The 13,094-nt window shown below is 61.7% G+C and carries 8 protein-coding genes; 7 read left to right on the top strand and 1 reads right to left on the bottom strand.

Features of this window, described 5'->3' with window-relative positions; genetic code table 11:
- Nucleotides 1-50: 50 nt before the first annotated feature.
- Complete coding sequence (locus HFRIS_RS23990; protein WP_006465617.1) at nucleotides 51-914, top strand: LysR substrate-binding domain-containing protein; 864 nt, start codon at nucleotides 51-53, stop codon at nucleotides 912-914.
- A 339-nt stretch (nucleotides 915-1,253) separates the two neighbouring features.
- Here the strand turns inward: HFRIS_RS23990 and nhaR are convergent, their stop codons facing one another.
- Nucleotides 1,254-2,228 (bottom strand): transcriptional activator NhaR, encoded by a 975-nt coding sequence (nhaR, locus tag HFRIS_RS23985; RefSeq protein WP_039877222.1) that lies wholly within the window; start codon nucleotides 2,226-2,228, stop codon nucleotides 1,254-1,256.
- Nucleotides 2,229-2,393: 165 nt separating this feature from the next.
- On the opposite strand from nhaR, the gene HFRIS_RS23980 reads away from it, so the two are divergent.
- The 6 genes from HFRIS_RS23980 to HFRIS_RS23955 all read left to right on the top strand — a co-directional run bounded on the left by HFRIS_RS23980 (nucleotide 2,394) and on the right by HFRIS_RS23955 (nucleotide 13,058).
- Nucleotides 2,394-2,708 carry a TFIIB-type zinc ribbon-containing protein gene (locus HFRIS_RS23980; RefSeq protein WP_006465615.1) on the top strand — a complete coding sequence of 105 codons (315 nt, stop codon included), beginning with the start codon at nucleotides 2,394-2,396 and terminating at the stop codon, nucleotides 2,706-2,708.
- 61 nt (nucleotides 2,709-2,769) lie between these two features.
- Nucleotides 2,770-3,741: a TerC family protein gene (locus tag HFRIS_RS23975; protein WP_039877220.1), complete on the top strand. Its 972-nt coding sequence runs from the start codon at nucleotides 2,770-2,772 to the stop codon at nucleotides 3,739-3,741.
- Nucleotides 3,742-3,931: 190 nt separating this feature from the next.
- Nucleotides 3,932-4,663 (top strand): REP-associated tyrosine transposase, encoded by a 732-nt coding sequence (locus HFRIS_RS23970; RefSeq protein ID WP_006465613.1) that lies wholly within the window; start codon nucleotides 3,932-3,934, stop codon nucleotides 4,661-4,663.
- 184 nt (nucleotides 4,664-4,847) lie between these two features.
- On the top strand, nucleotides 4,848-9,524 hold the full coding sequence (locus tag HFRIS_RS23965; protein ID WP_006465612.1) for a glutamate synthase-related protein: 4,677 nt from the start codon (nucleotides 4,848-4,850) through the stop codon (nucleotides 9,522-9,524).
- Between the two features lie 108 nt (nucleotides 9,525-9,632).
- Nucleotides 9,633-11,096 (top strand): glutamate synthase subunit beta, encoded by a 1,464-nt coding sequence (locus HFRIS_RS23960; protein ID WP_006465611.1) that lies wholly within the window; start codon nucleotides 9,633-9,635, stop codon nucleotides 11,094-11,096.
- 165 nt (nucleotides 11,097-11,261) lie between these two features.
- Entirely contained in the window at nucleotides 11,262-13,058 is a 1,797-nt protein-coding gene (locus tag HFRIS_RS23955) for a M61 family metallopeptidase (RefSeq protein WP_006465610.1), read from the top strand.
- The last annotated feature ends 36 nt before the right edge of the window (nucleotides 13,059-13,094 follow it).

Raw genomic sequence — 13,094 nt, 5'->3', positions numbered from 1 at the left:
AGAATGACTTCATCTTTTTTCGAGAACACAGGAAAAGGCAGGAGAACCGCATGGAACTGGCTGAACTGGAGATTTTCCGCACCGTGGTGGCAGAGGGCGGCGTGACCCGGGCGGCCGAGCGCCTGAACCGGGTGCAGTCGAATGTGACTACGCGCATCAAGCAACTGGAGGAGTCCATGGGCGTGCCGCTGTTCGTCCGCGACCGCCGGCGCCTGGTCCTGACCGCGGCTGGCGAGGCGCTGCTGGATTACGCCGAGCGCATCCTCGATCTGGTGCAGGAGGCTCGCCACGCTGTCGCTCCGCAGAGCCCGCGCGGTCGGCTGCGCATCGGGTCGATGGAAAGCACTGCTGCCAGCCGGTTGCCGACGCCCCTGGCCGAATTCCACCAGCGCTGGCCGGAAGTGCGTCTGGAGCTCTCCACCGCGCCCACTGACGTGCTGGTGGCCCAGGTCCGCGCCTGCAAGCTTGATGCTGCACTGGTGGCCGGTCATCTGGATGATCCGGCCTTCGATGCCACGCCGCTGTTCAAGGAAGAACTCATGCTGGTGACACCGCGCAGCCATCGCCGCGTGCGTTCGCCGGAGGATGTCACGCTGGATACGCTGATCGTCTTCGAGCAGGGCTGCGCCTATCGTCGCCACGCGCAGACCTGGTTCGCCACCCATGGTCGCGGTGGTGTGCCGGTGCGTACGCTGGAACTGGCGTCCTATCACGCCATCCTGGCGTGCGTGGCGGCCGGGGCCGGCGTGGCGGTGGTGCCGCGTTCGGTGATCGCGATGCAGATGGAACCCCACGGGTTCGCCACCCACTCGCTGGGCCGCGATGGTCGTGTCACCACTTATCTGATCAGTAGACGGGATCGCTACTCCGCGTCCTTCCTGGCGCTGCGTTCTTTACTTATGGCGAGTGTTTGATATATTTGATCATATGGATTGATGCAAATATGTACTGCCGTGCAGCATATAAAGAGGGTGTAACCATTTGTAAAAACCGCTGCGACGGCACATTGATTTCCCTATATTGAAGTTCCCCCTCCATTCTCCCCCCCGAGAATGGGATTTACCCCACGGCTCGCAAGGGACGTGGGGTTTTTCTTTTGTCCCTCCGGTTTTTCTGACGTGGCGAGACCGTGACAATCAGCCTTGTACCAAAGTGATGGGCGGTTTGTGTAAGGCCTGTGATGTTTGGTGAGTGCATATGCTCACCGTTGCCGATTTCTTCGTGGTGTTTCTTGTCTGCTTGACTATCCAGGATCAGCTCCGGCGCCCACCGGCGACGGTTGCGGCTTTGCGCCGTGCAGGTGGCTCTTCGGATGTGCTGCCCGTACTGCCGACCAGCAGGTTGCCGCGTGCGGCCGACTGGATGGCCAGCACCGCAGGATGCGTCAGTCTGCGCTCCACCGAGATGGCATAGAACTGTTCGCGGATGGCATCGGTCCTGCCGATTTCCACCAGTCCGTACTGCTTGCGGATCTGCGCGGCGATGGCGGACGGTGCGGCAAAGATGCCGGCGCCGGCGTCGCCGAAGGCCAGCAGCAGCGCACCATCGTCGAATTCGCCGCTGATCTGCGGGCGGATCTTTTCCTTTTCGAACCAGCGCAGCAGGCGCGGCCTGACGGCGGCGTCCTCGCCGGGCATCAGGAAGGGCGCACCATCGAAACTGCGCGGGAAATCCTTGCGATAGCGCCGGGCCAGCTCGGGCGTGGCGAAGAAGCTGGTGTCGCACTCTCCCAGCAGGTGGTGGTAGCCGCGCACGTCTACATTGGGCGGCATGGGGCTGTCGGCAATGATGATGTCCAGCTTGTGGATGGCGAGGTCAGCCAGGAGCACGTCGAGCTTGCCTTCGCGGCAGATGATGCGGATCGGATCCGGCATGGCCAGTGCGCTTTCCAGCAGCAGGTAGGCAATCGCCTTGGGCACCGCGTCGGCCACCCCGACGCGTAACTGCAGGGCGCGTCCGCCAGGGCGCAGGCGCAGCGCTTCTTCCAGTTCTTCGCCCAGGCTGAAGATGCGTTCGGCATAATCGAACACCATGCGCCCTTCATCGTTGAGCTCCAGCCGCCGGCCCACCCGCTTGAAGAGCTTGTAGCCCAGGCTTTCCTCGAACAGGCTGATCTGGCCGCTGATGGTTTGCGCCGTCAGGTGCAACCGTTCGCCGGCGCGTGCCACGCCACCGCTCTTGGCGACCGTCCAGAAGTAGTGCAGATGCTTGTAGTTGAGGCTGGCGATGTGGAACTCCCGCTTTCAATACTTCGGTTTTTCCGATGGATTATCTCAGAATATTCGAATTTTCATTCATCGGACTTTGGCCTAAAGTAGCGCCTTGTCCGGTGTGAACATGAGTTATCAACATGTCTGCCGCAGTTGCCATCACTGACATCAAGGAGAAGCCTGATGAAATGTCCCGTCTGTACATCTCACAACCTGCTGATCTCGGAGCGCCAGGGCATCGAGATCGATTACTGCCCACAATGCCGCGGTGTATGGCTTGATCGCGGCGAACTGGACAAACTGATCGAGCGCTCGGCCGCCAGCCAGATGACGGCGGCAGCGCCCGTGCCGCAGCAAGTACGCGTGCCGATGCCGCAGCAGCAGCAGGGCTACGACGCGCGCTTCGGCCATGGCACTCGCCATGACCACGGCAGCTACGGTCATGATCACAAGCGCAGGAAAAAGGGCTTCCTCGGTGAGATCTTCGATTTCGACTGAGTCCGGCCACCCATCACGCATCAATGCAGTCAGAAAATAGAAAAGAAGAGAGAGGTCTATCGTGAACGGCGTAGAGAGTTTCGCAAGCCTGCCCATGTGGGGCGGTTTCATCGTATTCGTGCTGGGCATGCTGGCGCTGGACATGTTCGCCCTCGGCGGCCGCCATGCCCACCGCGTCACTCCCAAGGAGGCACTGGGCTGGTCGCTGGGCTGGGTGTCGCTGGCCTTCCTGTTCGCCGGCCTGATGTGGTGGTACCTGGATGCCAACGTCGGCCGTGAATTCGCCAACCAGAAGGGTGCCGAGTTCCTCTCCGGCTACCTGATCGAGAAGGCGCTGTCGGTCGACAACATCTTCGTCTTCCTGATGATCTTCAGCTACTTCGCCGTGCCGCCCGAGATGCAGCGCCGCGTGCTGCTGTACGGCGTGGTGGGTGCCATCGTCATGCGTGCCGTGATGATCCTGCTGGGTGCCTGGATGATCGCGCAGTTCAGCTGGATCCTGTACGTCTTCGGTGCCTTCCTGGTCTTCACCGGCGTGAAGATGCTGATCTTCGCCGACAAGGAAGCCGACCTGGGCGATAACCCGCTGCTGCGCTGGTTGCGTGGTCATATGAAGATCAGCAACGACTACGACGGTGAAAAGTTCACCACCCGCATCAATGGCGTGCGCTATTTCACCCCGCTGATGCTGGTCCTGCTGCTGATCGAAATTTCCGACGTGATCTTCGCGGTGGACAGCATCCCGGCCATCTTCGCCATTACCAAGGATCCGTTCATCGTCTTCACGTCGAACATGTTCGCCATCATGGGTTTGCGGGCGCTGTACTTCCTGCTGGCTGATTCGGCAGAGCGCTTCCACCTGCTCAAGTACGGCCTGGCCCTGGTGCTCCTGTTCGTGGGCGGCAAGATGTTGCTGGCCTACTGGTTCCACGTGCCGGTGCTGGTGTCGCTGTCCATCGTGGGCGCCATCCTGCTGATTTCCATCATCGCCAGCCTGGTGATGACCAGAGGTAAGGAAAAGAGCGCCAGCTAACGACACTTGCAGACAGATCAACGTGGGGCTTGACCGGCTGGAGCAATCTGGCCGGTTTTTTTATGCTCGTCACCGTTCGAGATGATTCCGGATTTTTGCAATTCGGTCATGCCGATTCGGCAACGTGCTTTTATTGGGGACGGAGTGCATTAGAATAGCGCCTCCTCCCTACCGGTTTGCAGCGTTCGCCATGGCCCGCCTTCCCCGTCTCGTCGTTCCCAACCAGCCTCATCACATTATCCAGCGCGGTCATGACGGTCTGGTCATCTTCCGCGATGCCGACGATCACCAGGCTTTCCTGGGCTGGCTCAAGGATGCTGCGCGGCAATTCAAGGTGGCGGTACATGCCTACGTGCTCATGCCGGATCACCTGCACCTGCTGGCTACGCCTGCCGATGACCAGGGCCTGGCACGGATGATGCAGTGGATAGGGCGCCACTATGTTCCCTATTTCAACCAGAAGCATGGGCGCAGTGGCACGCTGTGGCAGGGGCGCTATCGTGCCACCGTCATCGACGCCGAGCTCTACCTGCTCGCCGTCTGCCGTTACATCGAGCTCAACCCCGTGCGCAATGGCCTGGTGGCCAGCCCCGGGGAGTACCCGTGGTCCAGCTACATGCATCACATCGGGGCCAAGCAGGATGGCCTGATCACCGACCACCCTCAATATTGGTCGATTGGCAACACTCCTTTCGATCGCGAGATCGCCTATCGACAGCTCACCGAAGATGGGCTGGCGCGAGCCGAAGTGGAGCGCATCACCGATGCCACGCTCAAGGGTTGGGCGCTGGGCTCGGAAGATTTCAAGCAGGGCCTGGAGCGCCAGACCCATCGACGCGTCAGTCCAGCCAAGCGTGGCCGGCCTGCCAACGTGCGGGTGGTCATCGACGACGAAGACACGGCGGCAACCCAGGATGCGTAGTCATTGAAAATTCTCTTTTGTGATCAACGACTTGCACTCGTTCGCAATAACTCTGTCCCTAATTAAAAAATCCTGAAATTTCTAGGGATTAAAATTGCACTCAGACCCTAATTATTTTCATTGAACTATTGGGTGCAGTGCACTATTCTTCAAATCCTTACTGTCAATGTGGTGGAGTTCCGTTATGCACGCGCAAGGCCTTTACGACCCAGCAAATGAACATGACGCCTGTGGCGTCGGTTTCATCGCCCATATCAAGGGCAAGAAATCCCATTCCATCGTTGACCAGGGTTTGCTCATTCTGAAGAACCTGGATCACCGGGGCGCGGTCGGTGCCGACCCGCTGATGGGTGATGGTGCCGGTATCCTGATCCAGATTCCCGACCAGTACTACCGCGAAGAGATGGCCAAGCAGGGCGTGGACCTGCCGCCGCCCGGCGAATACGGCGTGGGCATGGTGTTCCTGCCCAAGGAAAACGCCTCCCGCATCGCCTGTGAACAGGAAATCGAACGCGCGGTGCTGGCCGAAGGCCAGATCGTGCTGGGCTGGCGCGATGTGCCGGTGGACCGCGACATGCCGATGTCCCCGACCGTGCGCGAAAAAGAGCCGGTGATCCGCCAGATCTTCATCGGCCGTGGCCCCGACGTGATGGTGACCGACGCGCTGGAACGCAAGCTCTACGTGATCCGCAAGTCTTCCGGTCACGCCATCCAGGCGCTGAACCTGCTGCACGGCAAGGAATTCTTCGTGCCCTCGATGTCGGCCCGTACCGTGGTCTACAAGGGCTTGCTGCTGGCCGACCAGGTCGGCGTGTACTACAAGGACCTGCAGGACGAGCGCTGCGTCTCGGCCCTGGCCCTGGTGCACCAGCGCTTCTCCACCAACACCTTCCCGGAATGGCCGCTGGCCCACCCGTACCGCCTGATCGCCCACAACGGTGAAATCAACACCGTCAAGGGCAACTTCAACTGGATGCGCGCCCGCGAAGGCGTGATGCAGTCGGCCGTACTGGGTTCGGACCTGAAGAAGCTGTTCCCGCTGATCTATGAAGGCCAGTCCGACACCGCCAGCTTCGACAACGCGCTGGAACTGCTGGTCATGGCCGGCTATCCGCTGCCGCAGGCGATGATGATGATGGTGCCCGAAGCCTGGGAAAACCACACCTCGATGGACGACAACCGTCGCGCCTTCTACGAATACCACGCCGCCATGATGGAGCCGTGGGACGGCCCGGCCGCGCTGGCCTTCACCGATGGTCGCCATATCGGCGGTACGCTTGACCGTAACGGCCTGCGTCCGGCACGCTACATCGTCACCGATGACGACCTGGTGGTGATGGCGTCCGAATCCGGCGTGCTGCCCATTCCCGAATCCAAGATCATCCAGAAGTGGCGCCTGCAACCGGGCAAGATGTTCCTGATCGACCTGGACGCCGGCCGCATCATCGACGACAAGGAACTGAAGGATACCTACGCCAACGCCAAGCCCTACAAGCAGTGGATCAACTCGGTGCGCGTCAAGCTGGACGAACTGAAGGAAGAGGCACGCCAGCCGTCGTCGCCGCTGAAGCTGCTGGACCTGCAGCAGGTCTTCGGCTACACCCAGGAAGACATCAAGTTCCTGATGGCCCCCATGGCCACGGGCGGTGAGGAAGCCATCGGTTCCATGGGCAATGACTCGCCGCTGGCCGTCATGTCCAACAAGAACAAGACGCTCTACAACTACTTCCGCCAGCTGTTCGCCCAGGTGACCAACCCGCCGATCGACCCGATCCGCGAGGCCCTGGTCATGTCGCTGGTGTCCTTCATCGGCCCCAAGCCCAACCTGCTGGACACCAACAACATCAACCCGCCGATGCGCCTGGAAGTGTCGCAGCCGGTGCTGGACTATGACGACATCGCCAAGCTGCGCAACATCAGCGCCCACAGCGGCGGCAAGTTCAAGTCCTATGAACTGAACATCTGCTACCCAGTCGCGTGGGGCAAGGAAGGCATTGAAGCCCGCCTGGCCTCGCTGTGCGCCAAGGCCGTGGATGCGGTCAAGTCGGGCCACAACATCCTGATCATCTCGGACCGCAAGGTCGATGCCGACCAGCTGCCCATCCCGGCACTGCTGGCCACCTCCGCCATCCACCAGCACCTGGTCAGCAAGGGCCTGCGCACCTCCACCGGCCTGGTGGTGGAAACCGGGTCGGCCCGCGAAACGCACCACTTCGCCCTGCTCGCAGGTTATGGCGCCGAAGCCATCCACCCCTACCTGGCCATGGACACCCTGTCCGACATGGCCAAGGGCCTGTCGGGCGACCTGTCGCCGGAAAAGGCCATCTACAACTTCCAGAAGGCAGTCGGCAAGGGCTTGCTGAAGGTCATGTCCAAGATGGGCATTTCGACCTACATGTCCTACTGCGGCGCGCAGATCTTCGAAGCCATCGGCCTGTCCAAGGCGCTGGTGGACAAGTACTTCAAGGGCACCGCCTCCAACGTCGAAGGTATCGGCGTGTTCGAAGTGGCCGAAGAGGCACTGCGCCTGCACACTGCCGCCTTCAGCAGCGACCCGGTGCTGGCCAACGCCCTGGACGCCGGTGGCGAATACGCCTTCCGCATCCGCGGCGAAGAGCACATGTGGACCCCGGACGCGATCGCCAAGCTGCAGCACTCGACCCGTTCGAACAGCTACAACACCTACAAGGAATACGCCCAGATCATCAACGACCAGTCCAAGCGCCACATGACGCTGCGCGGCCTGTTCGAGTTCAAGATCGATCCGTCGCGCGCCATCTCCATCGATGAGGTGGAACCGGCCAAGGAAATCGTCAAGCGCTTCGCCACCGGTGCCATGTCGCTGGGCTCGATCTCGACCGAAGCCCACGCCACCCTGGCTATCGCCATGAACCGCATCGGCGGCAAGTCCAACACCGGCGAAGGTGGCGAGGACGTCAACCGCTACCGCAACGAGTTGAAGGGCATCCCCATCAAGCAGGGCGCCACCCTGGCCTCGGAAATCGGTCGCGAACACATCGAAGTCGATATCCCGCTGCAGGAAGGCGATTCGCTGCGCTCGCGCATCAAGCAGGTGGCGTCGGGCCGTTTCGGCGTCTCCGCCGAATACCTGATCTCCGCCGACCAGATCCAGATCAAGATGGCGCAGGGTGCCAAGCCGGGTGAAGGCGGTCAGCTGCCGGGCCACAAGGTCTCCGAATACATCGCCAAGCTGCGCGTGTCGGTGCCGGGCGTGGGCCTGATCTCTCCGCCGCCGCACCACGACATCTACTCCATCGAAGATCTGGCACAGCTGATCCACGACCTGAAGAACGTCAATCCGCGTGCTTCGATCTCGGTCAAGCTGGTCTCTGAAGTGGGCGTGGGTACCGTGGCTGCCGGCGTGGCCAAGGCCAAGTCGGACCACGTGGTCATCGCTGGCCATGATGGCGGCACCGGCGCTTCGCCGCTGTCCTCGATCAAGCATGCCGGTTCGCCGTGGGAACTGGGCCTGGCCGAAACCCAACAGACCCTGGTCCTGAACGGCCTGCGCAACCGCATCCGCGTGCAGGCCGACGGCCAGATGAAGACCGGTCGTGACGTCGTCATCGGCGCCATGCTGGGCGCGGACGAATTCGGTTTCGCCACCGCGCCGCTGGTGGTCGAAGGCTGCATCATGATGCGCAAGTGCCACCTGAACACCTGCCCGGTGGGCGTAGCCACGCAAGATCCGGTGCTGCGCGCCAAGTTCTCCGGCAAGCCGGAACACGTGGTCAACTTCTTCTTCTTCATCGCCGAAGAAGCGCGCCAGATCATGGCCCAGCTGGGTATCCGCAAGTTCGACGAGCTGATCGGCCGCGCCGACCTGCTGGACCGTTCCAAGGCCATCGCCCACTGGAAGGCCAAGGGTCTGGACTTCAGCCGCATCTTCCACCAGCCGGAGTCGAAGCTGCCGGTGTATCACACCGACTTCCAGGATCACGGCCTGGACAAGGCACTGGACCACAAGCTGATCGCGCAAGCCAAGATCGCGCTGGAAAAGGGCGAGAAGGTTTCCTTTATCTCCCCGATCAAGAACCTGAACCGTACCGTCGGTGCCATGCTCTCGGGTGAAGTCGCCAAGCGTTACGGCGACGAAGGCCTGCCGGATGACACCATCCACATCCAGCTGCAAGGTACCGCAGGCCAGTCGGCCGGCGCCTTCCTGGCCAAGGGCGTGACCCTGGACCTGGTCGGCGAAGGCAACGACTACGTCGGCAAGGGTCTCTCGGGTGGCCGCATCATCGTGCGTCCCAACACCGAGTTCCGTGGCCGCGCCGTGGACAACATGATCTCCGGTAACACCGTGCTGTATGGCGCCATCAATGGCGAAGCCTTCATCAACGGCGTGGCCGGCGAACGTTTCGCAGTGCGTAATTCGGGCGCCACCGCCGTGGTGGAAGGCACCGGCGACCACGGTTGCGAATACATGACCGGCGGCACCGTGGTGGTGCTGGGCAATACCGGCCGCAACTTCGCAGCCGGCATGTCGGGCGGCATCGCCTATGTGTATGACCCGGAAGGTGATTTCGCCGGCAAGTGCAACACCGCCATGGTCAGCCTGGAAAAGGTCCTGTCGGACACCGAACAGGAACAGACCGTCAACCGCGACATCTGGCACAGCCTGTCGCGCGGTGGCGAGCGCCAGACCGACGAAGCCATCCTGCGCGGCTTGATTGAGCGTCACTTCAAGTACACCGGCAGCACGCGTGCGCGCTACCTGCTGGATAACTGGGCGGCATCGCGTGCCAAGTTCGTCAAGGTGTTCCCGACGGAGTACAAGCGCGCGCTGGCCGAGCTGGCTGCCGCTGCCCAATCGAAGAAGGAGAAGGTCGCTGCCTGATCGTCATCAGCCAGCGTAACTTTCGAGTCAATCAAGCACGCCGGCGGGCGTGGCGCCAGAAATGAAGAGCGCCGCCCGCCGCATCCTTAGCGAGAATGTGAGAGGAAAATGGGAAAAGCAACCGGTTTCATGGAATACCAGCGCCTGAAAGAGGCCAGCGAAGCGCCAGCAGCGCGCACCAAGCACTACAAGGAATTCGTCCTGCACCTGAGCGACGCCGACGCCAAGATCCAGGGCGCGCGTTGCATGGACTGCGGCATCCCCTTCTGCAACAACGGCTGCCCGGTCAACAACATCATTCCCGACTGGAATGATCTGGTCTATCGCGGCAACTACAAGGAAGCCCTGGACACCCTGCACCAGACCAACAACTTCCCCGAGTTCACCGGCCGCATCTGCCCGGCACCCTGCGAAGCCGCCTGCACCCTGGGCATCAACAATGACGCCGTGGGCATCAAGTCGATCGAGCACTTCATCATCGACAAGGGCTGGGAAAACGGCTGGGTGGTGCCGCAGCCGGCCGCCGTCAAGACCGGCAAGAAGGTCGCCGTGGTCGGCTCCGGCCCCGCCGGTATGGCCGCTGCCCAGCAGCTGGCACGCGCCGGTCACGACGTGACCGTGTTCGAGAAGAGTGATCGTGTGGGTGGCCTGCTGCGTTACGGCATCCCCGACTTCAAGATGGAAAAGTCGCACATCGACCTGCGCGTGGAACAGATGAAGGCCGAAGGCGTGACCTTCCGTACCAGCGTCTTCGTGGGCAAGGATTTCCCCGAGACCGTCAACAACTGGTCCAAGGAAACCGTCTCCCCCGACGAGCTGAAGAAAGAATTCGACGCCGTCATCATCGCCGGTGGCGCCGAGGCTCCGCGTGATCTGCCGGTGCCCGGTCGTGAGCTCAAGGGCGTGCATTTCGCCATGGACTTCCTGCCGCTGCAGAACAAGGTCAACGCCGGCGACAAGCTGAAGAACCAGATCATGGCCACCGGCAAGAACGTGGTCGTCATCGGCGGTGGTGACACCGGCTCCGACTGCGTGGGTACCTCCAACCGTCATGGCGCTGCTGCCGTGACCCAGTTCGAACTGATGCCGCAACCGCCGGAATCCGAAAACAAGCCGCTGGTCTGGCCCTATTGGCCAATCAAGCTGCGCACCTCATCCTCGCACGAAGAAGGTTGCGAGCGCGATTTCGCGGTCACCACCAAGCGTCTGGAAGGCAAGGGCGGCAAGGTCGAGAAGCTCATCGCCGCGCGCGTCGAGTTCAAGGACGGCAAGATGGTCGAAGTCCCCGATTCGGAATTCGAGATCAAGGCCGACCTGGTGCTGCTGGCCATGGGCTTCGTCTCGCCGGTGGCGCAGGTGCTGGATGCCTTCGGCGTGGACAAGGATGCCCGCGGCAACGCCAAGGCCACCACCGATGGCGAAGGCTGCTACAAGACCTCAGTGGACAAGGTCTTTGCCGCAGGCGACATGCGTCGTGGCCAGTCGCTGGTGGTGTGGGCGATCCGCGAAGGTCGCCAATGCGCACGCGCAGTGGACGAGTTCCTGATGGGCAGCTCGCTGCTGCCGCGTTGATCCCGCATGACGGACTGCATCAAACGATTTATATGATTTAAATAGTTTTAACGGTTAGCTTCATTTGACCCTGGACCCGGGCCGACGCAAGTCGGTCCGGTTTTTTTATTTTTGCCGCGTGTAAAATGGGCCATCGCCGCCCGCCGGCATCATCTCCACACTGCAATGGCCACCCCGATCCGCTACAGCATCACTTCCCTCAATCCCGCCTCCCATGTCTATGAGGTCAGCGTCACCGTCGATTCGCCAGCGCCGGAGGGCCAGGTGTTTTCGCTACCGGCCTGGATTCCGGGCAGTTACATGATTCGTGAGTTCGGCAAGAACATCGTGGCCTTGCGCGGTGAGTCAGCCGGTCGCAAGGTGCAGGTCAGAAAGCTGGACAAGCACACCTGGCAAGCCGCTCCCTGCAAGGGCGCGCTCACCCTGCATTACCAGGTCTATGCCTGGGACCTGTCGGTGCGCACCGCGCACCTGGACGACACCCATGGCTTCTTCAACGGCACCAGCGTGTTCCTGGCCGCGCATGGTTTCGAGCAGGCTCAGCAGGTGGTGGAGATCCGCCGTCCCGAGGGCGACCAGTTCAAGCGCTGGCGCGTCGCCACGGCCATGGCTGAACTCAAGGCCAAGCGCTATGGCTTCGGCACCTATGTGGCGCAGAACTACGATGAGCTGATCGATCATCCGGTGGAAATCGGCGATTTCACCCTGGCCAGCTTCCAGGCGCATGGCGTGCCGCATGACGTGGTCATTACCGGCCGCGTGCCCAATCTCGACATGGCGCGCCTGTGCGACGACCTCAAGAAGATCTGTGAAGCCCAGATCGCCTTCTTCGAGCCACGTACCAAGCGCGCGCCCATGGACCGCTATGTCTTCATGACGCTGGCCGTCGGCGATGGCTACGGCGGCCTGGAGCATCGTGCTTCCACCGCCCTGATCTGCTCGCGCGCCGACCTCCCGGTCAAGGGCAAGCCGGAGCAGACCGATGGCTACCGTACCTACCTGGGCCTGTGCAGCCACGAATATTTCCATACCTGGAACGTCAAGCGCATCAAGCCAGCCGTATTCGCCCCCTACGACCTGCGCCAGGAGAACTACACCTCCCTGCTATGGCTGTTCGAGGGCTTCACCAGCTATTACGACGACCTGTTCCTGGTGCGTACCGGCGTCATCGATACCGACAACTATCTGAAACTGATCGGCAAGACCATCACCGGCGTGCTGCGCGGCAGCGGTCGCAAGAAGCAGAGCGTGGCCGAATCCAGCTTCGATGCCTGGGTCAAGTATTACCGTCAGGACGAAAACGCCAGCAATGCCATCGTCAGCTATTACACCAAGGGTTCGCTGGTGGCGATGGGATTGGACCTGACGATCCGCCAGCAGACCGGCGGCCGCCGTTCGCTGGACGATGTCATGCGCGGGCTGTGGACCGGTTTTGGCCGCGACTTCTACCAGGGCAAGCCGCAGGGCGTGCCGGAAGAGGGCATCCTGGAGCTGATGGAGCAATTCGCCGGCGCCGACCTCAAGCGCTTCCACGACCGCTACATCCGCGGTACCGAGGACGTGCCGCTGGAAGCGTTGCTGCCGGCCTTCGGACTGGCCTATGAGGCAGCGTTGCCGGCGGACGCCAAGCCCTGGCTGGGCGCGCGCATCACCAAGGAAGGCAGCGACGCCAAGCTGGCAGCACTGTACGAAGGCGGCCCTGCGATGCAGGCGGGCCTGTCGGCCGGAGACAAGCTGGTGGCCATCGATGGCTTGCGTGTGCCTGCATCCGGTCCCGATGGCTTGCTGGCGCGTTACCGACTCAACGATACGGTGCGTGTGCATGCCTTCCGTCGTGATGAACTGATGGAATTCAACGTCAAGCTCAAGGCGGATACGGCGCCGCAGGTGAGCCTGAAGGCCTTGCCCAAGCCGGTGGCGACGGTGCGCCAGCGCGAGGCCTGGCTAAAGATAAAAGCCTGACCGTCTGTTGCGCTGTAGACGAAAAAAAACCCGCCG

The organism is Herbaspirillum frisingense GSF30, assembly GCF_000300975.2.
GTDB classification, from domain to species: Bacteria; Pseudomonadota; Gammaproteobacteria; order Burkholderiales; family Burkholderiaceae_D; genus Herbaspirillum; species Herbaspirillum frisingense.
This window is presented reverse-complemented; position numbering and strand designations above follow the sequence as displayed.